Raw genomic sequence first — 24,634 nt, forward strand, 5'->3', positions numbered from 1 at the left:
ACCGACTTGATCAGATTCGACTCCGTTTCGAAGTCCTACGACACACGTTCCCGCAAAGCACTCGATGACATCTCCTTCGAGGCTGACCGCGGCGAATTCGTGTTCCTTGTCGGGGCGTCCGGCTCGGGAAAGTCCACGGTCATCCGACTCATCCTGCGTGAAGAGGTCCCAAGCTCCGGTCGCATCCACATCGCCGGGAAATCCGTGGTGAAGATGCCCAGCTGGAAGGTGCCCTACCTGCGGCGGGGGATCGGAACCGTGTTCCAGGACTTCCGGCTGCTGCCGAACAAGACGGTGTTCGCCAATGTGGCATTCGCCCTCCAGGTGATCGGAAAGTCCCGCGCGGCCATGTCGACTCTCGTCCCCGACGTCCTCGAGACCGTGGGCCTGGCTGGCAAGGAGAAGCGATACCCCAGTGAGCTCTCCGGCGGTGAGCAGCAGCGTGTGGCCATCGCCCGCGCCGTGGTCAACAAACCCGGAATCCTGCTCGCCGACGAGCCGACGGGCAACCTCGACCCGGCGACGAGCGCCGACATCATGAACGTCCTCGAGAAGATCAACCGCAACGGCACCACCGTGCTCATGGCCACTCACGACGGAGAGATCGTCAATCGGATGCGCCGGAGAGTCATCGAACTGCGCGAAGGCGAAATCGTCCGCGACGTCGAAGAAGGCACTTACGGAGTCGCCTCATGAGGGCCGGTTTCATCCTCTCAGAAGTCTGGTCGGGTCTGCGCCGGAACTTCTCCATGGTCATCTCCGTCGTGCTCGTGACCTTCGTGTCCCTGCTCTTCGTCGGTGCCGCGATCCTGCTGCAGATGCAGGTCGGTCAGATGAAGGACTTCTGGTACGACCGCGTGCAGGTCTCCGTGTTCCTGTGCCCGCCGGATTCGGAAGCGACGAACTGCGTCGACGGCGAGGTCACGGGCGACCAGAAGGATCAGATCCGGTCCGAACTCGAAAGCTCCGATCTGGCCCCCTATGTCGACAAGGTCTATTTCGAGGACAAGACCGAGGCTTACGAACACTTCCAGGAGCAGTTCAAGGGCACCAGCCTCGAGGGCACAGTGCCCAAGGACGAGATGAACGAATCCTTCCGGGTCAAACTCAAGGACGCCGAGAAGTACGACATCATCAAGGAGACCTTCTCGTCGACTCCCGGGGTGGAAGAGGTTGTCGACCAGAATCAGCTGCTCGACCGCCTGTTCGGGGTGCTCAACATCGCGACCATCGTGGCGATCGCGATCGCCGGCATCATGCTGCTGTGCGCGATGCTGCTCATCGCCACGACCATTCGACTCTCCGCGTTCTCGAGACGCCGGGAGACCGGCATCATGAGGCTCGTCGGCGCGTCGAACACCTTCATCCAGATGCCGTTCCTGCTCGAGGGTGTCATCGCCTCGGCCATCGGTGCGACACTGTCCGCCGGTGCTCTGGGACTGCTCGTCCACTTCGGAGTCAGCGGTTGGCTGCAGTCGCAGGCCACGGGATTCAGCCTCATCTCCGGATGGGATGTTCTCCTCATCACCCCCGTACTCATCATCATCGGCGTGCTCATGGCCGGAGCATCGTCGCTGATCACGCTCAACAAGTACACGAAGGTCTGAGATGAGACGCAGACTCGGACTCGTCCTCACGGCAGTTGCGCTGGCAGTGGTCATGCCGGTCACCTCGGTGGTGGCCGATCCTCGCGACGACAAGAGCGAGGTCGACGAACGCGTCAAGGAACTCCAGCAGGAGTTCGAAGGCCTCGATGAGGACCTCGCCCGCGTCATCGCCGAACGCGATGCCGCGCAGGAGAAGCTGCCGGATGCCGAAGCCGAATCGAAGGCTGCCGACGATGCGCTGGCTGAGGCGATCGAGAAGGACGAGGACATGGCCGCGCGCCTGACCTCGGCGGAAAACGCGCAGAAGGATCTCAAGGACACGATCAAGTCCGGCAGTGAGGAGATCGACAAGCATAAGACCTCGGCGGCCCGCATCGGAAGACAGGCCTACCAGAACTCGGGCATCACGTCCGATCTGGCGATGCTGCTGCAGATGGCCGAGGGCACGAGCGCCGACGGCGGCATCGGTCGCGTCGACTCGGCGGTGCGATCCCAGCAGCGCACGATCGACAAACTCTCCGAACAGCGGGCGCTGAACAAGAACAACGAAGAGCGGCTCTCAGGCGTGACGGATAAGATCTCCGACCTCAAGGACGAAGCCGCCGAGGCGGTGCTGGCCAAAGAGGCCGCGCAGGTCGATGCGAAGAAGAAGGCCGACAGCCTCAACGACCTCATCTCCGCGAAGGACGATGCGGAGAAGACGATCTCCGACAACAAGGACAAGACCGAGAAGCAGCTGGCCGACGAGAGGGCCGAGCAGGACCGGTTGGCCGAGAAGGTCCGGGAATGGGAGAAGGAGCAGGAGAAGAAGGGCAAGTTCGTCTTCGGCGACGGAGTCCTGGCCAACCCGGCCAAGGGGTACCCGACGACGTCTCCGTTCGGATACCGCGTCCACCCGATCACCGGTGCACGGAAGCTGCACACGGGAATGGACTTCGGCGTTCCCTGCGGAACCCCGATCCGCTCGGCCGGCGACGGAATCGTCATCACCTCCGGCTGGACCGGCGGTTACGGCAACCGCGTCGTCATCTCCCACGGCAAGATCAAGGGCAAATCGATCGCGTCGACGTACAACCACAACACGAAGCTCAAGGTCCACGACGGGCAGAGGGTCAAGAAGGGCGACATCATCTCGTACTCCGGTACGACGGGAGCGTCGACCGGCTGCCACCTGCACTTCGAGATCATGGAGAACGGCGGCTACGTCGACCCCAAACCCTTCATCTTCTAATTGCTACCTGACGGCGGCCCAGCAACCTCGCGCGCGGTTGCTGGGCCGCCGTCAGGTAGTTTTGGGAGGGGACGGGCGTGCGGAAGGGCGGCGATGGGATAGAATTGATGGCTGTGCCCGCAAACGCGTGCACAGGTGATCGGGAGCAGAGAGGGGGCCGGTCATGCCGAAAGACACAGGCAAGAAAGTCATAGCGAGGAACCGCAAGGCGCGCCACGACTATCACATCGAAGACACGTGGGAGGCCGGGCTCGTACTCACCGGCACCGAGGTGAAATCGCTGCGCGAAGGCCGAGCCTCGCTCACCGACGGCTTCGCCCTCATCTTCCAGAATGAGGCCTGGCTGGAGAACGTCTACATTCCCGAATATCTGCAGGGGACATGGACGAACCACTCGGCCCGCCGTCGTCGTAAGCTGCTGCTCCACCGCGAGGAGATCCTCAAGATCTCGCAGAAGGTCAAGGAATCCGGCCGGACCCTGGTCCCGCTGGAGCTGTACTTCGACGGTTCACGCGTCAAGGTCGAGATCGCCCTGGCCCGCGGCAAGCGCGAATGGGATAAGCGACAGGCACTGCGCGAAGCGCAGGATAAACGCGAAGCCGAACGCGCCATGAAGTCCAAGCAGTACCTGTAAGGGCCGGTCGATGGCGGGTGAGATCCCCGCCATCACCATCGTCTCTCGGCTCCTTCGCCGAGGCGGTCCGAGCGTATCCGAGCACGCCCGGTCACATATTCGCGGAGTTCGGGGAATGCAATTGGCTCGGTCTGCGTTGTACGAGTATGCTGGAGTATCTGATCGGCGCCAGCAGCCGCCTCGGCGGATGAAACACCTGATCAGTTTTGGTAACAGAATATGGGGATGATCGGTTTCGACGTCGGACACTGCGTCGGGAGAAGCGGGCCGAGAATGCAGAGTCATCTCGTTAATGTCCTCTGCAAAACAATAGGTGCTAAGTCTAACAACCGCACCGATTTCGCCCTCGCTGCCTGATAGAGCGCGAGCTGCGAATCCGTCAGCCTAGAGTTGCCTCTGCTCTAGATCCTGGCGTCGTTTAAGAGGCCACTGCTTCAGGCACATGTTGGGGGTGCCTGAGGGACTTTCACTCAACTCCGTTCGTTGGCTTACGTGTTCGTGCGATAGCCAGAACCTAAGACACTAGTTCACGAACTGCGCCCGGAGAAGTCCTGACAATCTGCCGACGGACGCGGGTTCGATTCCCGCCATCTCCACGTGTCTAAGCCCCGGATGCCGCAAGGATCCGGGGCTTTTCGCTGTCCGGAGATCCCCAGAACTGACACTTTGACCCGTCGAAGTCGACGAAGCGTCGAATAGAGCGAACACCATCGCCGAGGCGGCCGGACAGGACCGTTCACACCTGTCCCTTGGAGAGCGGCTGAGTTCAGCCCCGATGAGATACGGTGGATCCGAGTTCAGAGAGGGGACCGGCACCGATGTTCTATCCGCCGCTGATCGGCTACCTGCTCCTTGCCGTTGTCTGCGCCGTTCTCGCGGTCTCGGGGTGGCTGCTCATCCTCGGCCTCTTTGTCAGAGTCTGGACGACGGCCAACCGCCCGGCGCGGTCCGCAGACAACTGACCTGCCACGGCGACGACCGCCATACCGTCGTCTGGGCACCACAATCATGAAGAAGGCACTCATCGCCTTCGGAACCATCGTCATCGCCCTCATCGGCGGACTCATCGTGGCTGAGAAGCGTGCGAAAGGCGCACTCGAAGCCGACGTCGCCGACCACCTGGACGGCTGCGCGATCACACCCGACACGATCGACGTCCACGGTCGCCCCTACCTCCTCTACGCTGCACAGCACACCGCAGACCTCAGCTACGTCGATCTCGACCCAGCGAAGGGAACGAACAAGGATCAGGTCCTCGTCCACCACCTCGTCGACGTCCACGCCGACCGGATCACCCGCTTCATCACCTTCGACTACCCGCCAGGCCAGGTCCGCCCGGGACCGCAGCCACCGACCACGCCTGGCTCTGCTGCGCCGGTTCGCCTTCCTCGGCATCCTCGGTGGCCTCCATCAGCTCCTCCAACCCGGCGAGGCGCTGCTTCCATATGCGCTCGCCGGGATCGTCTTCCTGCTGCCGGCCGCGTGGATCGCCGACCGGTGGCGGAACGTCATCGCTACGGTTCTCGGGGTCGCTCTGCTCATCGCCGGAGTGGCCACCGGAGGCGGAATGGCCGTCATTCCGGGACTCTTTCTGCTCGGCTTCGCCATCGGCGGCAGCGACTTCCTCCGTTCCGTCCTCAACCGCCCGGGACGAGTCGCGATCGCCGGTGGGATCGCACTGATCGTGGAGATCGTCGGCTTCTCGGTGACGGACTACACGACCCGTCAGATCAACCAGTGGATCAATGCCGGCCTGGGCCTGTGCATGGCCCTGACCTCTGTATCGTCGCTATCCTGCTGCTCCTGCGCACCCCCGCCGAGGCGGTCCTGAAGTCCGTGTTCGCACCGCTGGGTCGGATGGCGCTGAGCAACTACGTCGGCGCTACCGTCATCTTTGTCGCCGTTCGGCTGGCAGTGCCCGACCTCGCCCGGTTCGACGACCACGGCGGATACGTCGCCGGACTCGTCCTCTGTGCCGCGATCATCATCGTCCAGGTCGTCGTCTCAACTCTGTGGCTGCGCCGTTTCGGACAGGGCCCGCTGGAGAAGCTGTGGCGCCTCGTCACCTGGGGCCGGTCGGCACAGCAAGACCAGCGTCTGAACCCGGGCCGCCACCAGCTGTGCAACCGGCCTGGCGCCTTCACGAGTTCACGCGAATGACCTCTTCTTGGTACGGCGCGACGATCTCACCGGAGATCCGCAGGTCGAGGAGCAGGAAGGGCCGTTCGTCGACGGGGCGGGACTGCCACTGCTCGACGACTGCGAGATCGGCCAAGGTGCGGACGGCGACCCCGTGCCCGCCAGCTGCGGTGGCGAGGGCCGCGAAATCGATCTCGTCGATGAGCATGGGCGACTTCTCCAACCCCTTAAGCCCATACAGGTTGACCTCGGCACCGTAGGCCGCGTCATTGAAGACCACAGCCATACCGCGACCGCCGGCCACCCGGATCGCGGTGTCGAGGTCGGACAGTGCCATGGCGCCGCCGCCGTCACCGGTGGTCAGCACGATCGTCGAGTCCGGGTTAGCGCGGGCGGCCCCGGCGACACTGTGCCAGCCGAGCCCGATCGACTGGAAGGCAGTGCCGACCATCGCCAGTCGGTCGGGGGCGCTGGGCTCCCAGAACATGTTCGCCCAAGCGATGAAATGTCCGCCGTCGGAGACGACGACCCGATCCTCGGGCAGAGCCTCGCCGAGGTGGTTCGCTGCTGTAAGCGGATCGAGCCGACCATCCTCGGCGAGCTCCGACCCTACGACGTAGGCACGGTCGGCAGCGGTGTCGACGGAATCGTGCCAGCGTGCGTCGGCACTGCCCGAACTCCCAGCACTGCCGGCGCCGGTCGCCGCCAGGCGCGCGATGAGTTCGGCGGCGGCGAGTTTCGCATCGGCGCGGATGAAGCCTCCGACGCGGGCGTTCGTGGCGCGGCCGTCGGTGTCGATCTGCCATACCGTCGTCGAGGGATGGAAGAGGTCTCCGAAACGCATCGTGAACTGATTGAGCGAGGCTCCGAAGACCACGGCCACATCGGCCTCGCGGACGCGCTCCATCGCGGCCGGGGCACCGAATCCGCCGGCGACTCCCAAGTCGTGTTCGGCCGCCGGGAAGATGTTGCGTCCCAGCGCGGTCGTCACGGTGAGCGCTCCCGTGATGTCCACGAGTTCACCGAGTTCGGGCTCGGCTCCGGCCAACCAGGCTCCGCGGCCCGCGAGCAGCAGGGGACGTTTCGCTCCAGCCAGATCTGCAGCAAGGCGATCAAGAGCCGCATGTGCGAATTCACCGGTCGGTGCCATCGGCGAGGGACGACTGGGACCGGGGACAACCGGGATCTCACCGAGGTCCAGAGTCGCGACATCGTAGGGAATGGCCAGGACGACGGGCATTCGATAGGTCAGCGCATGCTCGATCGCGGTCACGGTGGCTGCGGCGGCATCGACCCGACCGACGGTGTAGGTGCGCACACCCACGGCGGAGGCCATGGCGATCTGGTCCACGTCCCATGGTCGGGGCCCGGATGTGGGCTCATCCCCGACTACGAGGACGAGGGGAACCCTGGCTTGTGCCGCCTCGGCGAGGGCGGTGAGCGTATTCGTGAACCCGGCACCATACGTGGTGGTGGCCGCGGCGATCCGCCCGGAGGTGCGGAAGTGAGCGTCGGCGGCGACGACGGCGCCGGCCTCGTGGCGGACGGCGGTGTAGGTTGCCGAGGTGTCACGCAGCAGGGCGTCGAGGAAGTAGGCATTGCCGTTGCCCATGAGGCCGAAGACCTCGTCGATGTGGGCGGCAAGGGTGTGCGCGACGTGCGCGGAGGTATGAGCCATGGCAGGCCTTTCGCGAATGAGATATGGAATGAGGGATCCATATATGTCTCACACGCGCGGTTTGCGGCTTCGTGCTCCTTTTTCGAGCACCGGCTGATGTGCCGCTCGCCCTGGGCACCAATTTCCGGGGGCTGCCGCGGGCGGCTCAGCCTGACTCTCCGAATATAAGTGACTGTGGCCCTGGCCACCAAGTCGGGGGCCTCCCACCCAGACCCCACCCACCAAAACTACCTGACGGCGGCCCAGCAACCTCGCGCGAGGTTGCTGGGCCGCCGTCAGGTAGCAATTAACGGGTGATGCGTTCCTTCCACGCCGCCATGACCTCGGGCGAGGTCGGCTTCGACGCGAAGGACCCGACGAGGTAGCCGACCAGCGAGGCGATGAGACCGAGGTAGATGGCCTCGTTGGCGTAGATGCCCGCCACGATCATCACGACGATGGTGGTCACGGCACCGAGGATCATGCCGGCCATGACCCCGATGATCGTTCCGCGTTTGAACACGAGACCGCCGAGGATCGGGATGAACAGACCGGCCACCAGCAGGTTGTAGGCCACGGTCAGCGCCTCGACGACGCTGGGCATGATCATCGCGAGCACCAGCGTGACGACACCGAGCACGATCAGGTAGATGCGCGAGTCGCGCACCTCATCTCCGGTCTCGCGGACCAGCGACCGCACGAGCGTCGACTTCGCGCCGGAACCCGAGTGAGAACCGGATTCCGAGCCGGAAATGCCGGACGCACTCACCGAGGCGTCCGCACCATCCGTCGCCGTATCCTTCGCACCGGCTCCCGCACCGACGCCGCCTTCAGGAACGATGTCCTTGCGGGCGAGGATCGGTTCGACGATGTCCTGACGACAGACGGTCGAGGCGGCCATGAGCGAACCCGAGGCCGTAGACATCATCGCGGCCAGGGCCGCAGCGAGCACTATTCCGGCGAGCACCGGAGACATCGAAGCATCGACGACGGCGACGAACACATCGTCCTGGACCTCGATGCCGGGCACGATCTTCGTCGCGGCCATGCCGATGAGTGCACCGGCGACAGCGTAGAGCAGGCAGTAGACACCTGCGGAGAAGCCGCCCCACCTGGCCACACCCGGGCTGCGGGCGGTGAACACGCGCTGCCAGATGTCCTGGCCGATGAGCAGACCGAGGGTGTAGATGAGGATGTAGCCGAGGATCGCCTCCCAGCCGATGCCCACCGGAGAGGTGTGCGTGTCCGGCAGCGAGGAGAACAGCTCGGAGATGCCTCCGGACTTCGAGAGCACGAGGGGCAGCATGATGAGGAAGATGCCGATCGTCTGAATGAAGAACTGCACGAAATCCGTCAGCGTGATCGACCACATGCCGCCGAGCATCGAATAGAGGATGACGATGCCGCCGCCGATGAGCACCGACCACACCTTGTTGAGATCGAACAGGGCATGGAAGACCGTGGCGTAGGCAACCGTCGACGTCGTCGAGATCATCAGACCGTAGGCGGTCATGATGGCTCCGGAGACGAAACGGGAGCCCTTGCCGTAGCGGAGTTCGAGCATCTGCGAGACCGTGTAGATCTCGAGCTTCTGAATCTTCGGAGCGAAGAACAGCGAGAGCGCGATGATGCCCAAGCCGATCGCGAACACGAGCCACATTCCCGACAGCCCGGACGTGTAGCCGAGGCCGACACCGCCGATCGTCGACGCGCCGCCGAGGACGACGGCCGACATCGTGCCGGTGTACAGCAGTCCGCCGAGGCGGCGCCCTGCGACCAGGAAGTCCTCCTGGTTATGGGCCTTGAAGCGGCCCCAGACTCCGAATCCCACCATGGCGGCGAGATAGATGATGACTACCAAAGAGTCCACAGCGGCCCTTTCTGTTGGATCGGCTCAGTGACCGACGGTGATGTGGATGGCGGTGGGCACGGTGCGATCGAGCGCCTCGGCGATGGCCCGCGGCAGAGCCGAATCGATGTCCGCCTCGGCGATCGTCACCCCGGCCCCGCCCATGGATTCGCCGAGTTTCGCGAAGTCCGGACGGGCGAGCCTGACGGCGAAGGGTTCGATGTCGCGGTCGACCATCTGACCCTCGATCTCCGCATATCCGCCGTTGTCGACGATGACGAAGGGGATGCCCAGCCCCAGCTCGGCAGCGGTCATGAGTTCCTGGATGGAGAACATAGCTGCACCATCGCCGAGGATGCACACGACCGGTCGCGCAGGATCGGCGACCTTCGCTCCGAGGGCGGCGGGAATGCCGTAACCCAGGGTGGCGAATCCGGGCATGTAGAGCAGCTGATCGGGCGTGCTCGCTGTCAGTGCGTGCACCGTGCCGTCGTAGGTGACCTGCGAGGAGTCACCGGAGATGACGACGGTCGATCCCGCTCCCTCTTCGACGAGCCGGGTGACCCGGGCACCGATCGCATCGAAGTCGAAATCGGTGGCCCAGGTCTCCCGGATCCGGGCGACCCGATCGGCCCCTGATTCCTTCGCTGAGGCGGCCGATCCGTGTCGTTCGGACGATTCCGTTCCGTCATCGTTCGCCGAGGCGGCGCCGTCGTCTCCGATTCCGAGCGCGCTCATGAGCGCGATGAGGAACTCGCCGGTGTCCGCGCAGGCGAGGATGTCCCCGGGCAGGTTCTTGTTCAGCTGGTCGGGGTCGATATCGCAGCGGATGACGGTCTGCCCGGCAGACTCATCACGCACACCGATGCGTCTCTGCGCACCGATGACCCCGCCCCACAGGTCGGAGTCGGCCAATTCGGAGCCGAGCACGATGAGCACATCGGCGGCCCCGGACTCGGCCTGCACGCTGGGGAAGCGCACGTTCGAGCCCAGCGACAGCGGATGCGTTTCGGACACGATGCCCTTGCCGTTGGCCGTCGTCGCCAGGGGAGCGTCGAGGGCCTCGATGAGACGGGCCACCTCGGCGTGGGCTCTTCTGGCACCGCCGCCGGCGACGACCATCGGACGCTTCGCCGAACCGATCGCCTCGGCGGCGCGGGCCACGACATGGTCATCGAGTCCGGGGCGACGTCCCGCGAACGGGACCGGAACGCTGCCGTTCCAGGCTCCCTCGAGAACGTCGAGGGGAACCTCGATGTGCACGGGCCCGGGACGGGCCGAGTCGAACATGGCGAACGCCTCGGCGACGGCCTGCGCTGCACCTTCTGCGGTGCGGGTGCGCTGGGAGGACACGAGGAGGTGGCCCACCGCACCGGAGGAGTCCTTCGTCTCGTGCAGCATGCCGACGTCGGCGCGCTCGAACCCGGTGGGCACACCGGGGGAGAGGATGAGCATCGGTCGGGACTCGGCATAGGCGGTCGCGGCGGCGGTGATGACGTTCGTCAGCCCCGGCCCCGAGGTCGTGATGACGACCCCGGGTTTGCCGGAGACGAGGAAGTACCCGTCGGCACCGTAGCCTGCTCCCTGCTCGTGGCGGGGAGTCACGGCGCGGATCCCGAACTCCGGCAGGTGCCGATAGAACTCGAGATTATGGGTGCCGGGGATGCCGAAGGTCGTATCGACACCGTGGGCGGCGAGGGTCGCCACCACTGCACGACCGCCGTTGCGGACATTCGTTTCGGCACTCATTCAGATACCCAGGGCACTGCCGGACGGGCCGGAGGGAGCAGTGACTCCGTTGTTCTCCGCCGCCCAGAGGGACAGGACCTCGTAGCCGACGTGAGCGGCGGCGAGTCCGGTGACTTCGGCATGGTCGTAGGCGGGGGCGACTTCGACGATCTCGGCGCCGACGACATTGAGTCCCTGGAGCCCGCGGATCGAGTTGAGCAGCTCACGGCTGGTCATTCCACCCGCCTCGGGGGTGCCGGTGCCAGGTGCGGCGGCCGGATCGAGGACGTCGATGTCGACGGACAGGTAGACCGGAGCGTCGCCGAGGCGACCCCGCATCCGGGCGACGACGTCCTGGACGGAGGTGAACTGGTATTCGTCGCTGCGGATGATCTGGAAGCCGAGCACCTCATCGTCCTCGAGGTCCTTCTTCCCGTAGAGGGGACCGCGGATGCCGATGTGCATCGAGGCAGTCATATCGATGAGGCCCTCTTCGCTGGCGCGACGGAAGGGAGTACCGTGCGTGTAGGGCGCACCGAAGTAGGTGTCCCAGGTGTCCAGGTGCGCATCGAAGTGGAGGACGGCGATCTTGCCGTGCGTCTTGTGCAGGGAGCGCAGGTTCGGCAGGGCCAGGGTGTGATCCCCGCCGAGGGTGAGCAGCTTGGCCCCGTCGGCGCGCATGGCGTCGGCGTTGGACTCGACGGTGGTGATGGCCTCTTCGATGTCGAAGGGATTGATGCCGAGGTCACCACAGTCGGCGACCTGCTGCCAGGTGAACGGGTGGACGTTCGTGGCCTGGTTGTAGGGGCGCAGCAGCTTCGAGGACTGGCGGATGTGAGCGGGCCCGAAGCGGGCGCCGGGACGGTAGCTGACGCCGGCGTCGAAGGGAATGCCGATGACCTTGACGTCGATCTTCTCGCCGGGACGCTCGGCTTCGACTTCGTCGATGCGCGGCAGCAGTCCGAACGTCGGGGGTCCTGCGTAGCGGGGTGTCTTGCTGTAGTCGGCTGGGCCGAGCGGCTGAGACGTCACTGGCTTGCTCCTTCGTCGTAGCGGCTGACCCGACCCGAGCGGGCCGGAGGTGATGCCCTCAGCCTAGGACGTGGGTCGCACAACACAGATATCCAGTAGGGAGCAATTGAAACCACTGCTGTCCAGGATGGATAGGATCAGGTGCATGGTCACCTTGGAGCAGATCTGGTCCCGCGCAGAACTCGCGCTCGAAGTCATCGTCGATTCGCCCACCGCAGCGGAGCAGAACGTCACGATCGTGCACTCCTCGGAGCTGCCGGAGGTTGACGAATGGCTTGCCGGCGGTGAGGTGCTGCTGACGATCGGGGTCGGTCAGGACCTCGGCGGGGACACGGTCGGGGACTATGTGCGCCGCCTCAAGGCTGTCGGCGTGCACGCGCTCGGCATCGGGCTGGGCTCCGACCTGCCGTGGCAGCAGGTTCCGCCGAAGCTCGTCGCCGCCGCGCAGGAGGCTGGGCTGGCGCTGTTCGGCGTGCCTGAGCCGGTTCCGTTCGTCGCCGTCGTCGATGCCTTCACCCGCATGCGTGAGGCCGAGACCAACCGGGAGCTGACCCGGGCGAGCAGCGCCGCCCGCCGTTTCGCAACCGCATTGGCCGGGGAGGGGCCTGCGGCGCTTGTGGCCGACCTGGCAGAGACGCTGGAGGCTCCGGTCCGGTTCGTCTCGCCGACCGGCAGGGCGTTGAGCGGGGACGACGCCGAGGAAGACGTGCGTTCGGCACTCATCGAGGAGTCATTGAAGCCGACGACGGGGCCTCGCCTCATCCGCACCGGTTCGCGGATCGTCGAGGCCGTTCCGATCGGAGGTGATCATCCACTCGGGTGGATCCTCACCCCCGCCGAGGCGGCCGGATCTCCGAAGACGCGTGCCCTGCTGCTGTCGACCGCCTCGGCGCTGTTGGCGATGTCGTCGGCGGATCTGCCCGTTCCCTCCGGTCGCGCGCTGCTCTTCGACGCCGATCTCAGCGGCGACGAGGCACGTGGGGAGTGGACTCGGGTGACGGGGTTGGCACCGGTGGCGACGGTGGGGATGCGGATCTTCGGCGGTGTCCGTGGGGACTCCGCCGAACGACTCATCGCCGATATCGTCGGTCCGAGCCTGCTCACTCGCACCGGTTCGCTGCTCGGGGTGGTCGGGGCGCAGGAACGCGGACTCGATGAGCTGGTCACGAGGGCCGCCGAGGTCACCGGCCTGGACGTGCTTGCGGAGAAGAGGCTGCCGTTGGGTCAGCTCCATCACACGTGGATGCTGTGGCGGACCCAGCACGAGTCAGAGGCCTCCGAGGTCAGGGCGCTGCTGTCGGCGGTCGATGAGGAGGCTGCCGGCCGATTCGTCGATCGGGTTCTCGGCGAACTCGTTCGGGCTCGCGGCGGTCAGGAGCTGTTGGAGACCCTCCGGGCCTTCATCGCCGCGTCCGGGGCACGCGAGCGCATTGCCGCCGAGTTGGGAGTCCACCGACATACGGTGCGGGCGCGGTTGGCGAAGATCGAGAAGCTGCTCGGTCGCGACCTCTCCCGCGCCGAAACGCTGCAGGCGGTGTCGTTGGCACTCGAGCTCGCTGAACTCTAGGCACGCCTCTCAACGACCGCTCGGCACGGTGTGCTGCGCGGCGGTGCTCTCCGATCAGTCCTCGAAGTGTTCGATGTGGAAGCGTTCGGCGATCTCAAGCACTCGGGCGAGGGCTTCGTCTTCCCCGATGCTGATGCGCACACCGGCCCCGAGGTTGCGCACCGCCACGGCCTGTTCGACGCAGGCGTCTTCGAAGGCATCAGATTTCTCACCCAGCGGCAGCCAGACATAGTTCGCCTGTGCTTCGGGCACCTCCCAGCCCTGTTCGCGCAGTGCAGCGGCGAAAGCATCGCGGGTCTGGGCGATCTCGCCGGCCCGCTCGAGCACTTCGTCCCAGTGCTTGAGGGATTCGAGGGCGGCTGCCTGGCTGAGATCGGTGACGCCGAAGGGGATGACGGCCTTGAGCAGTCCTTCGATGATCCGCGGATGGGCGACGGCGTAGCCGACACGCAGCCCGGCGAGTCCGTGAGCCTTGGAGAAGGTGCGGAGCAGAACGAGATTCGGATAGTCGCGGACAAGACCGAGTCCCTCGGCTCGCCCGGGTTCGGTGGCGAACTCCCAGTACGCTTCGTCGAGTGCGACGAGGACGTGGTCAGGCACCTTGTCGAGGAAGGTGCGGACCTCGTCGTCGCGCAGCACCGGGCCGGTCGGGTTGTTCGGTGAGCACAGGATGATGAGGCGGGTGTCCTCGGTGATCGCCGCCGCCATTGCGTCGAGGTCGTGGCGACCCTCGGCCGTCAGCGGCACTTCGCGGCGGGTGGATCCGACGAGCCCGGTGGTCTGCGGATACATCTCGAACGACGGCCACGGATAGATCGCCTCGGTGGTGGCGTCCGAGGTGATCTGGGTCAGCGCGACGAGCAGTTCGCTGGCACCGGTGGTGACGACGAGCTGATCCAGTCCGACACCGAGGCGGTTTGCCAGTCCCTGACGCAGCGCCAGTGCCGCGTCGTCGGGGTAGAGTGCGGGGTTCGTCGCGTGAGCGACCATGGTCTCGAGGACTGCCGGCAGGGGAGGCAAGAAGTTCTCGTTCGAGGAGAGCTTGAACGACTTGAGCCCCTCGACCTGGCGGGGAGGTTTGCCCGGAACATAGGGCGGGAAGGTCTCCAGGGCGGCCCGCAGTCGCGGTGACGGTGCCGAGGGTGCGGAGGCCGAAGCGGTGGAGCCGGATGCGCTCGAGGACGAAGTCCCGGGCGCCGAGGTGGACGCAGAATCTGAAGAATCGGGGTCGGAGACGTTCATGGACTCATGATGTCACAGCGGATCAGCGCTGCCACCACGCCCCGGAGGGGTCAGACCTCGTCGACGAGGATCACCAGGGTTTCTCCGGGGTCGACCGGCCCCCGTCGCCGCCGGGCCCCTGCTGTTGCTGCTGTCGTTCGGAGTCCTCGCGGCGCTTCTCCAGCTCGTCCCTCTTCTTCTCACGTTCGGACTTGCCTGAGGAATCGCCCGGCTTCTCCTCATCTTCCCCGGGGTCCTGGCTTTCATCCCCGGAGGATTTCTCGTCGCCGGAGTCCTTCTCCTGCGAATCCTCGTCCTTGGACTCGCTGTCGTCGGAGCCGTCTCCCTTGGCTTTCTCGCCCTGCTTCTTGTCCTCGACGCGTTCCTTCGCCTGGCTGCTCTTCTGCTTCTCTTCGCTCTTCTTCGGCTGACATTCCTCGGGTGCGTCTTCGAGGGTCTTCAGCGAACGGTCGTAGAGTTCCTGCGACTGGTCGGGGTCCTGGGAGGCGATCTGATCTGCCTGCTTCTCATAGACAAAGGACAGGTTGATCCGCACGGCACATTCGGCCGAGGTCGGAGCGATCTCCAAGGCGGCTTCGAGATCGGCCTGGGCAGCGTCGTAGTCGCCGACGGCTGCCTCGGCAGTGCCGCGATTGAAGTAGCCGATATGGCGTTGGAACGGGCTGACCTTGAGGAATGCCGTCGCTGCCTTCTTCGCACCGGGGAAGTCATTCGAGGTGTATCTGACCTGCGAGGCTGTTCCGAAATATGTGGCCATGGCGATATAGCCGAAGACCAGGGCGAATATCGTGCCGAGGATGAGGTTGATCTTTGTGATCCGACGCAGCCGTGACCATAGATTCTTCAGGCGGTTCATCGCGGACCTCCCTGGTAGGGCACCGGCTGGTAGGGAACCGATCCGCTGGGACCAGGTGGGCCTCCGGGACCAAGCGGACCTCCGGGACCGGGTGGGCCGCCTCGGCGAGGTCGCTTGGGGGTGATCGCCTTGAGGCGAAGGTATTCGCGGACTCCGAAGACGAGCTCCACGGCGATCCACGCGAAGACGAGGATGAGCGGGACCCAATAGTATTCGTCGACGGTGACCCGGCCGTCCTTCTTCACCAGGGCCTGATCGTATTTCGGGGCGGTGTAGACGCTGGAGATCGCGCCGTTTCCGTCCCGGTGGTGGTAGTCGACGCCGAGGTCCGAGGCGATCTGGCGCAGGTTGCCCTCGTCGATCTTCGAGATCCCCGGATTGCCGTTGCGGTCCTGGATGTACTCGGGCGGTGCCTGATCGTCATCAGGGTCATCGGGGTCGCCGATGCCGGGCACATTGCCGGGATCACCGACACCGGACCCGTAGCCGAAAGGCTGGCGGTCGCGCATCTTCCCGCCGTGATCGGTGCCGTATCCGAAGACGGCGCCGCTGTCGATGCGGGAGGCGAAGGGCGACCACGACTCCGGATTCTCCGATACGGTCTGCTCACCGTCGCCGAAGTAGAACACGACGTTCTTGTTCTCCGGACGGTCCTCATCGTTCGAGGTCATCCGCTTATCGAGCTCCTCACCGGCCTCGGTGATCGATGAGCCTCTGGAATTCATGGATGATTCGGGTTCGAGGACGTCTACGGCGGAGGCGAAGGCGGCGTGATCGGTCGTCAGCGGCATCACGGTGGCTGCGGTCGAAGCGAAGGTGATGATGCTCAGCCGGGTGCCGGGGAAGGCGTCGGCGAGTTCGAGCATGTCTTTCTTGACCCCCTCGAGGCGGGTGTCGTCCCCGTCGAAATCCTCGGCGGCCATCGACGTCGTGACGTCGACGACGAAGTACACATCGGCTCGTGCCTCGTACTCCTCGGTTGAGGACTTGATGGGGATGCCGGGGCGTGCCAGTGCTATTGCGAGCACGGCGACGACACCCATGCGGGCGAACCACTTCCAGCGTGCTCCGTCGCCGCGAATGGCGGGGATGATGCACACAGTGAGCAGGGCGACGACGATGAAGCCCCAGCCGAACCAGGTGAAGACGGGATCGAAGATCATGATTTCGTCCTCCACGCCAGTATGAACACCCCGGCGAGGCCGAAGACGGCGAGTGCGAGCGGAACCACCGGCATATCGTGGACGATCGTGTACGAACGGCCGGGGGTGTTCGCCGCTTCCTGGCTCTGGATCTCCTCGACGATGCGGTCGATCGTCGAGGCCGAGCCCATGTCGAACTGTACGCCGCCGGTGCGGTCGGACACGGATCGCAGCTCCTTCGTCTGAGTGGTCGTCAACACCGAGGGAGGGGAGAGGCTGTAGACGCGGACCTTCGCGTCGACGGCGATATCGGCGGCTTCGTTGAGCTCGAAGAGCGGCTCACCGGCGAGCATGTTGTCCGTGGCGAAGATGATCGACCGGGACCGGTCCTCGTCCTGCCGGTCGAAGTTGTCGACGCAGCTGACGAGTCCGTCTCCGATGAGTGAGGAGCCGCCGATGTTCGGCGGAGAGGTCGACCACGAGTAGTCGGTGCCCTCTGCGCCCCAGGTGCGGAACCCCTCCTCGGCCTCGGCGAGGTAGTTCTGGACCATGTCATAGTCGTCTGTGAGCGGGAATGCGGAGACCGCGGTGGCATTGAACACGGTCAGGCCGATGCGTTCGCCGTCGAAGCGGTCGACGAGCTCCTGGTAGGACTCGAGCAGATCGGCATCGTAGCCGAGCATCGACCCGGACACATCGAGGCAGAGCATGACATCGCGCATCTTCCGCTCCGGGTTGACCGTCTCCACCCAAGCCGGACGTGCGACTCCCGCCAGTGCGGACAGCCCGGTGAGGACGATGACTCCGAGGAGGGCGACCGTCGTCACCAGCCGTCTGCGCATGGCCCTGCGGAAACTCGGCAGGCTCGTCATCCGCCCGCTGTGGGCCACGGCCAAAGAGGACTCCGTCGACTTCGGACGGCGGAACCAGAAGACGGCGGCTGCAGCGAGGGCCAGCAGGATGAGCGCCAGCCACCAGAACATCAGGACCATCGCGCCACCAACTTCCGGGCCTCGGCGATCTGAGGCTGCAGACCGGCCGGCTCGGCTTCGGCGAACTCCGCCTCGTAGAGGCCGAGCAGGCACTGCGCGAGGTCGTCGAGACCGGCGACTGCCGCATCGCGGTAGGTCAGGTGCTCGGCTTTGACGCCCCAGGCATCATGGGCGAATTCGCGCACGATCGTCGCCAGCTGCTGTGCTGATTCGCGCACGTCCGCCGATTTTGCGGCCAGACCCGTCTCCACGGCGCTGATTCGGGAGAGGTAGGTGCTGCGCACGGGAATCGGGATGCGCGGTCCGTCCGCTGCGGTGACTCCGGCGGCGGCTCGGAAGAGAGGGGCGAAGAGGTTTCCGCACGCCAGCAGCAGGACGAAGCAGGCTGCCACGTACCACGCCGGTGAGACCTCCAGGGGCCCGATGAGCTCAGCGGGGCCCACGGCGGTGCCTCAGCAGAAGAGTGTGCAGTCGGCCGAGGGCCGACTTCGGATGGTCGATTTCGATGTGGGCGATGCCCAGCTTTGCGAGAAGGTCGATGCGCTGCTGACGGCGGGCTGCCTCGGCGAGGGCGAATTCCTGTCGGACCTCGGGTTTCGTCATCACCGAGGTCGGCAGTCCATGGTCGGGTCGGGCGACGTCGAACGGCGCCGAGGCGGACGGCAGTCCTGCGAGGTCCGCGTCGGTGATCGTGATCCACAGGATCTCATGTTGGGCGCGCAGCCGCCGGATCGTCGCTTCGGCGTCCGGTCCCAGCGGGGCCTGATCGGAGATGACGACCAGCAGCATCCGATGGTTGATATGGCTGGTGATCCACTGCAGCTGGGTGTTGATCGACCCGGGGGAGTCGCTGCCGGTCTCGGCGAGGATCTGCTGCAGGAGGTGCTCGAGGTGGGCCTCGCTGCCCTTCCGCGGGGAAGCGGTGGTGTGACCGGCATGTCCGTGGATGAGCATGACGTCGTCGGCGTGGCGGACGGCGAGGTAGCCGACCATCCCGGCCATGAGAATGGCCAGGTGGCGTTTGTCGGCGCCGGCGGAGGTCACGGCGTCGAAGTTCCGGGAGGTGTCGACGACGAGGCCGAGGATGTGCCGACGGTGGGCGACATAGCGTTTGACCAGGGGCTCTGTGTGCCTGGCGGTGGCTTTCCAATCGATGTCGCGGATCTCGTCGCCGGGGATGTAGTCGCGCAGATCGTCGAAGTCGAGGCTGTGGCCGTGGAAGACCGAGGAGTAGTCGCCGTCGAGGAGGCGCCGGGTCCGCCGATGGGCGTGAATGGTCATCCGCGCCTTGATTCGGTTGAGCAGGACAGTCATCGCGGCAGCCGATCAGGGAGTGGGCACTGCCATGAGGAGGGCATCGACGATCTGGGCGCTCGTGATGTTCTCGGCGGCGGCTTCGAAGTTGAGTTGGATGCGGTGGGCCAGCACTCGGTGGGCGAGGTCCTTGATGTCTTCGGGGATGACGTAGTTGCGGCCGCGGATCATCGCCAGCGCCCGGCCGGCGTTCGTGAACGCGATGGAGGCACGTGGGCTGGCTCCGTATTCGATGAACGGGGCGAATCGGCCGAGGTACTTCGTCGTATTGCGGGTCGCGTGGACGAGTTCGACGAGGTAACGGGTGATGGCCGGGTCGATGTAGACGGTGCGGGCGTAGCTCTGCATGGTCACGACATCGTCGAGAGAGCAGGCCGGATCGGGCACCGAGTCCTTGTCGAAGACCCCGGAGTCGAGGCGGGAGAGGATCTCGACCTCTTCGCCGGGGTTCGGGTGGGTGAGCAGATCCTTGATCATGAATCGGTCGAGCTGGGCTTCGGGCAGCTGGTAGGTGCCCTCCTGCTCGATCGGGTTCTGCGTGGCCATGACCAGGAAGGGGCGGGGGAGTTCGAAGCGTTTGCCGCCGATCGTCGTCTGCTTCTCCTGCATGGCCTCGAGCATCGCCGACTGGGTCTTCGCCGACGACCGGTTGATCTCATCGAGGAGGACGATGTTCGCATGCACGGGACCGAGCACGGTGTTGAACGACCCCTCGTGTGCGTTGTAGATCTGCGAGCCGATGATGTCGGCCGGCAGCAGATCGGGGGTGCATTGGATGCGGGAGAACTTTCCGTCCACGGCATTGGCCAGAGCCGCGGCCGCCGTGGTCTTCGCCAGCCCCGGCACGCTCTCCAGCAGCAGGTGACCGCTGGAGAGGAGTCCGATGAGCAGGGATTCGCGCAGGCGCTGCTGCCCGACGACGAAATGGTCGAGGTAGGACTCCAGAGCCTTGAGGATCGTCTGTGCGTGCGCGATCTCCTGCGTGTTCGCCGGTGCCGTTGCCGTCATGGTCCCTCAGTCTCTCGGTGTCACTGGTGCATCGATGCCACGTGTCTTTCGGTGTCACTGTGGTCGTTCAGCCACGCCGTCTGATGCGTTTCTGTGGTCTCCAGCATATTGGCTGGCACTGACACGCAACAGCCGGGAACGTTGCAGTGCTGACACACAGAGGAGTGCCATGTACGACATGCGTCCGTCCGCCACCTGCCATTCGCAGCGCGGCCTTCCCGTGTCAGGACCGGGCTGTAGCGTCGATGGAACCGACGGACGGATGTGAGGAGGTGCTGTGATGATCGCCTCTGCCTCGACGTGATCGGTGCCGCACTAAGGAGTTCGGAATCGTCGGTCGTGGACTCCGCGACATGCCCACAGGCAAAAATTTTTCCTGTGGAAAACGGTGGAAAACCGAGGTGGAGAACGGGTCGAAAATCGGCCCTGAAGCCGCCGATTCCAGCGTCCGCGCAGGTGATCGAACTACATGATTGTCGTTCACAGCCTGTGGACGATTGTGGACGGTGATGACACAGGGTGTGGAACCTGCAAATGACACTGGTGTAACACTGGATATAGGGGTAAGGTCTAACCCGAACACAACATCTAGTGGTCACCCCTGAGCCTGCGCCTCGTGATATTCATCATGATCGAGCAGTTGACGGGACACGGTCACAGCCATCAGAATGCCGAACTGCACAGCAGAATGAAGGAGTCGTCATGATCACCGTGTACACCAAGCCAGCTTGCGTCCAGTGCAACGCCACCTACCGTGCTCTCGATGCCAAGGGCCTGAAGTACAAGTCGGTGGATCTCAGCGTCGACGAGAACGCCCTCGACGTCGTCAAGGCCATGGGCTACATGCAGGCTCCCGTCGTCGTCACCGACAACGATCACTGGTCGGGCTTCCGTCCGGACAAGATCGCCACCCTGACCGGCGAACAGTCTGCGTCCGTCGTGGCCTGACAATGCTGCTGGTCTACTTCTCCGCCAACTCCGAGTACACGCACCGCTTCGTCGCGAAGCTGCGTCACCCGGCAGTGCGGTTGCCGACGTTGACCAAGGAGCCGACGCTGCGCGTGGATGAGCCATTCGTTCTCGTCACCCCCACCTATGGGGCCGGTCGCAATCGCGGGGCTGTTCCCAAACAAGTCATCAAGTTCCTCAATGTCGAAGAGAACCGGCGCCATCTGGTCGGTGTCATCGGCGCTGGAAACACCAACTTCGGCATCGACTACTGCCGCGCGGCCTTCAAGGTCGCGGCAAAGTGTCAAGTACCCCTCATGTATCGAGTCGAACTCCTGGGCACTCAGGAAGATGTCGACGTTGTCAACCTAGGATTGGACAAACTGTGCGCGAGCTCGCTGAAGACCGCAATGTAGAGGACATCATCCGCGAAGAGACGGATCTGGATTACCACGCGCTCAACGCGATGCTGAACCTGTACGACGAGGACGGCAGGATCCAGTTCGAGCGTGACAAGCAGGCTGCCCGGCAGTACTTCCTGCAGCACGTCAACAACAACACCGTCTTCTTCCACAATCTCAAGGAGAAGCTCGACTACCTCGTCGAGAAAGACTACTACGAGCCCGAGGTTCTGGAGCAGTACTCGTTCGATTTCATCGAGCAGCTCTCGACCCGCGCCTACGATCAGAAGTTCCGCTTCCAGACCTTCCTCGGCGCGTTCAAGTTCTACACCTCCTACACGCTGAAGACGTTCGACGGAAAGCGCTACCTCGAACGCTTCGAGGACCGCGTCGTCATGGTCGCTCTGTTCCTGGCTCGCGGAGACGAGACTCTGGCCACCCAGCTCGTCGACGAGATCATCGCCGGCCGCTTCCAGCCGGCCACCCCGACGTTCCTCAACGCAGGCAAGAAGCAGCGCGGTGAGCTCGTCTCCTGCTTCCTGCTGCGCATCGAAGACAATATGGAGTCGATCGGCCGGTCCATCAACTCCGCTCTGCAGCTGTCCAAGCGCGGCGGCGGCGTGGCCTTCGCTCTGACGAACATCCGCGAGTCCGGTGCACCGATCAAGAAGATCGAGAACCAGTCTTCGGGCGTCATCCCCGTCATGAAGCTGCTCGAGGACTCGTTCTCCTACGCCAACCAGCTCGGAGCCCGCCAAGGTGCCGGTGCCGTGTACCTGCACGCCCACCACCCCGACATCTACAAGTTCCTCGACACCAAGCGCGAGAACGCCGATGAGAAGATCCGGATCAAGACCCTGTCCCTGGGCGTCGTGATCCCGGACATCACCTTCGAACTGGCCAAGCGCAACGAGGACATGTACCTCTTCAGCCCCTATGACGTCGAGCGCGTCTACGGTGTGCCCTTCTCCGACATCAACGTCACCGAGAAGTACACCGAGCTCGTCGACAACGCGGCGATCAAGAAGAAGAAGATCAACGCCCGCGAGTTCTTCCAGACTCTGGCCGAGATCCAGTTCGAGTCCGGCTACCCGTACGTGATGTTCGAGGACACCGTCAACAGGGCAAACCCGATCGACGGCAAGATCATCATGTCCAACCTGTGCTCGGAGATCCTCCAGGTCTCCGAACCCAGCAAGTACGACGACGATCTCGGCTACGACGTCGTCGGCAAGGACATCTCCTGCAACCTCGGTTCGCTCAACATCGCTCTGACGATGGACTCGAGCAACTTCGGGCAGACCATCGAGACCGCGATTCGCGGACTCACTGCGGTCGCCGAGACCTCGAACATCCAGTCCGTGCCTTCGATCGCCCGCGGCAACGACATGTCGCATGCCATCGGCCTGGGGCAGATGAACCTCCACGGCTACCTTGCTCGTGAGCACATCTACTACGGTTCCGACGAGGGTCTGGACTTCACGAACATGTACTTCTACACCGTCGCCTACCACTGTGTGCGGGCGTCGATGGAGATCGCCAAGGAGCGCGGAGAGACCTTCGCCGGCTTCGAGCGGTCGAAGTACGCCACCGGCGAATACTTCGACAAGTACACCGACGAGGTCTGGCAGCCGCGCACCGCTCGTGTGACCGAGCTGTTCTCCGAAGCAGGCGTGCACATCCCGACCCAGGACGACTGGCGCGAGCTCAAGGCTCAAGTGGCCGAGCACGGCATTTACAACCAGAACCTCCAGGCCGTGCCGCCGACCGGTTCGATCTCCTACATCAACAACTCGACCTCGTCGATCCACCCGGTGGCATCGAAGATCGAAATCCGCAAGGAGGGCAAGGTCGGCCGTGTGTACTACCCGGCTCCCTTCATGGACAACGACAATCTCGAGTACTACCAGGATGCCTACGAGATCGGCTACGAGAAGATCATCGACACTTATGCCGAGGCCACGAAGCATGTGGACCAGGGGCTGTCGCTGACGTTGTTCTTCATGGACACCGCCACCACTCGAGACATCAACAAGGCGCAGATCTACGCCTGGCGCAAGGGCATCAAGACCATCTACTACATCCGGCTCCGGCAGCTCGCTCTGCAGGGCACGGAAGTCGATGGCTGCGTCTCCTGCATGCTCTGATGATGGAATCGGCGGACCGATGTGAATCGGTCCGCCGGCCTCGTGCGGGCCCCAAACCGCCGGTTGGGCCCGCACACATGACTTTCGTTTGCCGCGCAGACAGCACGTACTTACGACGAAAAGCACCTTGGGAAGAGAGAAAGCGTTGGAGAATCTGACTCTGGCATCGCATGTCGATGCCATCAACTGGAACCGCGTCGTCGATCCGATCGATGACGAGGTCTGGGACCGCCTGACCGGCAACTTCTGGCTGCCGGAGAAGGTCCCGCTGAGCAACGACATCCAGTCCTGGGCGACTCTCACCGACGATGAGAAGACGCTGACGATGCGCGTCTTCACCGGTCTGACCCTGCTCGACACGATCCAGGGCACCGTCGGTGCGATCTCGCTCATCCCGGATGCGGTCACCCCGCACGAAGAGGCGGTGCTGACGAATATCGCGTTCATGGAGAGCGTGCACGCGAAGTCGTACTCTTCGATCTTCTCGACCCTGTGCTCGACGAAGGAGATCGACGAGGCCTTCCGCTGGTCGCGTGAGAACAAGTACCTGCAGTCCAAGGCGGATATCATCCTCAGCTACTACCGGGGTGACGATCCGTTCAAGCGCAAGGTCGCCTCGACGCTGCTCGAGTCCTTCCTCTTCTACTCCGGCTTCTACCTGCCCATGTACTGGTCGGCACACGCCAAACTGACGAACACCGCTGACCTCATCCGTCTGATCATCCGCGATGAGGCCGTGCACGGCTACTACATCGGCTACAAGTACCAGAAGGGTCTGGAGTCGCAGTCCGAAGAGCGCAAGCAGGAGCTCAAGGACTACACGATGAACCTCATGTTCGAGCTCTACGAGAACGAGGTCGCCTACACCCACGACCTCTACGATTCGGTGGGACTGTCCGAGGACTGCAAGATGTTCCTCCACTACAACGCCAACAAGGCGCTGATGAACCTCGGTTACGAAGCGATGTTCCCCAAGGAGGTCACGCAGGTCAACCCGGCCATCCTCGCGGCTCTCTCGCCCGGCAGCGATGAGAACCACGACTTCTTCTCCGGTTCGGGATCGTCCTACGTCATCGGCAAGGCCGAGAACACCGAAGACGACGACTGGGACTTCTGAGTCCACGCGCAACAGATGCCGAA

23 protein-coding genes and 1 other RNA gene are annotated in these 24,634 nt (G+C 64.2%); 13 read left to right on the forward strand and 11 right to left on the reverse strand.

Annotated features, from left to right (window positions below; all coding sequences use genetic code 11):
- Positions 1 to 6: 6 nt before the first annotated feature.
- From ftsE to HK353_RS17385, 8 genes are all read left to right on the forward strand, one after another.
- Entirely contained in the window at positions 7 to 696 is a 690-nt protein-coding gene (gene ftsE, locus HK353_RS02550) for a cell division ATP-binding protein FtsE (RefSeq protein ID WP_139908579.1), read from the forward strand.
- The gene (ftsX, locus tag HK353_RS02555; protein WP_173151924.1) at positions 693 to 1,607 is read left to right on the forward strand and encodes a permease-like cell division protein FtsX; all 915 of its coding nucleotides are present in this window, start codon (positions 693 to 695) and stop codon (positions 1,605 to 1,607) included. The genes ftsE and ftsX overlap by 4 nt, the downstream gene beginning before the upstream one ends.
- A 1-nt stretch (position 1,608) precedes the next feature.
- A complete protein-coding gene (locus HK353_RS02560; RefSeq protein WP_173151926.1) occupies positions 1,609 to 2,838 on the forward strand; it encodes a M23 family metallopeptidase in 1,230 nt (409 codons plus the stop codon).
- A 163-nt stretch (positions 2,839 to 3,001) separates the two neighbouring features.
- Positions 3,002 to 3,472 carry an SsrA-binding protein SmpB gene (gene smpB, locus HK353_RS02565; RefSeq protein WP_101547462.1) on the forward strand — a complete coding sequence of 157 codons (471 nt, stop codon included), beginning with the start codon at positions 3,002 to 3,004 and terminating at the stop codon, positions 3,470 to 3,472.
- 221 nt (positions 3,473 to 3,693) lie between these two features.
- Positions 3,694 to 4,071, forward strand: a transfer-messenger RNA (tmRNA) gene (gene ssrA, locus HK353_RS02570).
- A gap of 186 nt (positions 4,072 to 4,257) precedes the next feature.
- Positions 4,258 to 4,434, forward strand: a complete 177-nt coding sequence (locus HK353_RS02575) for a hypothetical protein (protein WP_173151928.1) — start codon at positions 4,258 to 4,260, stop codon at positions 4,432 to 4,434.
- A gap of 119 nt (positions 4,435 to 4,553) precedes the next feature.
- Positions 4,554 to 5,303, forward strand: coding sequence for an MFS transporter (locus HK353_RS17380; RefSeq protein ID WP_342589786.1), 750 nt, complete (start codon positions 4,554 to 4,556; stop codon positions 5,301 to 5,303).
- A gap of 5 nt (positions 5,304 to 5,308) precedes the next feature.
- The gene (locus HK353_RS17385) at positions 5,309 to 5,632 is read left to right on the forward strand and encodes a DUF418 domain-containing protein (protein WP_342589787.1); all 324 of its coding nucleotides are present in this window, start codon (positions 5,309 to 5,311) and stop codon (positions 5,630 to 5,632) included.
- On the opposite strand, the gene HK353_RS02585 is transcribed toward HK353_RS17385, so the two are convergent.
- From HK353_RS02585 to speB, 4 genes are all read right to left on the reverse strand, one after another.
- Complete coding sequence (locus tag HK353_RS02585; RefSeq protein ID WP_173151930.1) at positions 5,613 to 7,289, reverse strand: thiamine pyrophosphate-binding protein; 1,677 nt, start codon at positions 7,287 to 7,289, stop codon at positions 5,613 to 5,615. The two genes, HK353_RS17385 and HK353_RS02585, sit on opposite strands and share 20 nt — an antisense overlap.
- 286 nt (positions 7,290 to 7,575) lie before the next feature.
- On the reverse strand, positions 7,576 to 9,138 hold the full coding sequence (locus tag HK353_RS02590; RefSeq protein WP_173151932.1) for a sodium:solute symporter family transporter: 1,563 nt from the start codon (positions 9,136 to 9,138) through the stop codon (positions 7,576 to 7,578).
- Positions 9,139 to 9,162: 24 nt separating this feature from the next.
- Complete coding sequence (locus HK353_RS02595) at positions 9,163 to 10,866, reverse strand: thiamine pyrophosphate-binding protein (RefSeq protein WP_173151934.1); 1,704 nt, start codon at positions 10,864 to 10,866, stop codon at positions 9,163 to 9,165.
- Positions 10,867 to 11,877, reverse strand: coding sequence for an agmatinase (speB, locus tag HK353_RS02600; protein ID WP_173151936.1), 1,011 nt, complete (start codon positions 11,875 to 11,877; stop codon positions 10,867 to 10,869).
- A 145-nt stretch (positions 11,878 to 12,022) separates the two neighbouring features.
- Here speB and HK353_RS02605 point away from each other — a divergent pair, with 145 nt between their 5' ends.
- On the forward strand, positions 12,023 to 13,444 hold the full coding sequence (locus HK353_RS02605) for a PucR family transcriptional regulator (RefSeq protein WP_173151937.1): 1,422 nt from the start codon (positions 12,023 to 12,025) through the stop codon (positions 13,442 to 13,444).
- Between the two features lie 54 nt (positions 13,445 to 13,498).
- Here HK353_RS02605 and HK353_RS02610 read toward each other — a convergent pair whose 3' ends face one another.
- From HK353_RS02610 to HK353_RS02640, 7 genes are all read right to left on the reverse strand, one after another.
- Positions 13,499 to 14,686: a histidinol-phosphate transaminase gene (locus HK353_RS02610; protein ID WP_173151939.1), complete on the reverse strand. Its 1,188-nt coding sequence runs from the start codon at positions 14,684 to 14,686 to the stop codon at positions 13,499 to 13,501.
- 70 nt (positions 14,687 to 14,756) lie between these two features.
- The gene (locus HK353_RS02615; protein WP_173151941.1) at positions 14,757 to 15,542 is read right to left on the reverse strand and encodes a hypothetical protein; all 786 of its coding nucleotides are present in this window, start codon (positions 15,540 to 15,542) and stop codon (positions 14,757 to 14,759) included.
- Positions 15,539 to 16,705 (reverse strand): vWA domain-containing protein, encoded by a 1,167-nt coding sequence (locus HK353_RS02620; RefSeq protein ID WP_173151943.1) that lies wholly within the window; start codon positions 16,703 to 16,705, stop codon positions 15,539 to 15,541. Before HK353_RS02620 ends, HK353_RS02615 begins: the two co-directional genes overlap by 4 nt.
- Positions 16,702 to 17,676, reverse strand: coding sequence for a vWA domain-containing protein (locus tag HK353_RS02625; protein WP_173151945.1), 975 nt, complete (start codon positions 17,674 to 17,676; stop codon positions 16,702 to 16,704). Before HK353_RS02625 ends, HK353_RS02620 begins: the two co-directional genes overlap by 4 nt.
- Positions 17,667 to 18,119: a hypothetical protein gene (locus HK353_RS02630; protein WP_173151947.1), complete on the reverse strand. Its 453-nt coding sequence runs from the start codon at positions 18,117 to 18,119 to the stop codon at positions 17,667 to 17,669. Before HK353_RS02630 ends, HK353_RS02625 begins: the two co-directional genes overlap by 10 nt.
- Positions 18,106 to 18,990 carry a DUF58 domain-containing protein gene (locus HK353_RS02635; protein WP_173151949.1) on the reverse strand — a complete coding sequence of 295 codons (885 nt, stop codon included), beginning with the start codon at positions 18,988 to 18,990 and terminating at the stop codon, positions 18,106 to 18,108. Before HK353_RS02635 ends, HK353_RS02630 begins: the two co-directional genes overlap by 14 nt.
- A 12-nt stretch (positions 18,991 to 19,002) precedes the next feature.
- Positions 19,003 to 19,998: an AAA family ATPase gene (locus HK353_RS02640; protein WP_139908556.1), complete on the reverse strand. Its 996-nt coding sequence runs from the start codon at positions 19,996 to 19,998 to the stop codon at positions 19,003 to 19,005.
- Between the two features lie 702 nt (positions 19,999 to 20,700).
- Between HK353_RS02640 and nrdH the strand changes: the two genes are divergently transcribed.
- From nrdH to nrdF, 4 genes are all read left to right on the forward strand, one after another.
- On the forward strand, positions 20,701 to 20,946 hold the full coding sequence (gene nrdH / locus HK353_RS02645) for a glutaredoxin-like protein NrdH (RefSeq protein WP_025778731.1): 246 nt from the start codon (positions 20,701 to 20,703) through the stop codon (positions 20,944 to 20,946).
- Positions 20,947 to 20,948: 2 nt separating this feature from the next.
- Positions 20,949 to 21,362 (forward strand): class Ib ribonucleoside-diphosphate reductase assembly flavoprotein NrdI, encoded by a 414-nt coding sequence (gene nrdI / locus HK353_RS02650; protein WP_173151951.1) that lies wholly within the window; start codon positions 20,949 to 20,951, stop codon positions 21,360 to 21,362.
- Positions 21,363 to 21,367: 5 nt separating this feature from the next.
- Entirely contained in the window at positions 21,368 to 23,494 is a 2,127-nt protein-coding gene (nrdE, locus tag HK353_RS02655) for a class 1b ribonucleoside-diphosphate reductase subunit alpha (protein ID WP_342589790.1), read from the forward strand.
- Positions 23,495 to 23,639: 145 nt separating this feature from the next.
- Entirely contained in the window at positions 23,640 to 24,611 is a 972-nt protein-coding gene (gene nrdF, locus HK353_RS02660; RefSeq protein WP_173151954.1) for a class 1b ribonucleoside-diphosphate reductase subunit beta, read from the forward strand.
- Positions 24,612 to 24,634: the final 23 nt, after the last annotated feature.

This window comes from Brevibacterium permense, assembly GCF_013280495.1.
Taxonomy (GTDB): domain Bacteria; phylum Actinomycetota; class Actinomycetes; order Actinomycetales; family Brevibacteriaceae; genus Brevibacterium; species Brevibacterium permense.

Coding starts and splice junctions, on each gene's coding strand:
- smpB (WP_101547462.1), top strand. CDS start 3,002: ATGCCGAAAGACACAGGCAAGAAAGTCATAGCGAGGAACCGCAAGGCG.
- HK353_RS02605 (WP_173151937.1), top strand. CDS start 12,023: ATGGTCACCTTGGAGCAGATCTGGTCCCGCGCAGAACTCGCGCTCGAA.
- HK353_RS02585 (WP_173151930.1), bottom strand. CDS start 7,289: ATGGCTCATACCTCCGCGCACGTCGCGCACACCCTTGCCGCCCACATC.
- HK353_RS02620 (WP_173151943.1), bottom strand. CDS start 16,705: ATGATCTTCGATCCCGTCTTCACCTGGTTCGGCTGGGGCTTCATCGTC.
- ftsX (WP_173151924.1), top strand. CDS start 693: ATGAGGGCCGGTTTCATCCTCTCAGAAGTCTGGTCGGGTCTGCGCCGG.
- HK353_RS02560 (WP_173151926.1), top strand. CDS start 1,609: ATGAGACGCAGACTCGGACTCGTCCTCACGGCAGTTGCGCTGGCAGTG.
- HK353_RS02635 (WP_173151949.1), bottom strand. CDS start 18,990: ATGACTGTCCTGCTCAACCGAATCAAGGCGCGGATGACCATTCACGCC.
- HK353_RS02595 (WP_173151934.1), bottom strand. CDS start 10,866: ATGAGTGCCGAAACGAATGTCCGCAACGGCGGTCGTGCAGTGGTGGCG.
- nrdI (WP_173151951.1), top strand. CDS start 20,949: ATGCTGCTGGTCTACTTCTCCGCCAACTCCGAGTACACGCACCGCTTC.
- HK353_RS02640 (WP_139908556.1), bottom strand. CDS start 19,998: ATGACGGCAACGGCACCGGCGAACACGCAGGAGATCGCGCACGCACAG.
- HK353_RS02610 (WP_173151939.1), bottom strand. CDS start 14,686: ATGAACGTCTCCGACCCCGATTCTTCAGATTCTGCGTCCACCTCGGCG.
- HK353_RS02615 (WP_173151941.1), bottom strand. CDS start 15,542: ATGAACCGCCTGAAGAATCTATGGTCACGGCTGCGTCGGATCACAAAG.
- nrdH (WP_025778731.1), top strand. CDS start 20,701: ATGATCACCGTGTACACCAAGCCAGCTTGCGTCCAGTGCAACGCCACC.
- HK353_RS02625 (WP_173151945.1), bottom strand. CDS start 17,676: ATGGTCCTGATGTTCTGGTGGCTGGCGCTCATCCTGCTGGCCCTCGCT.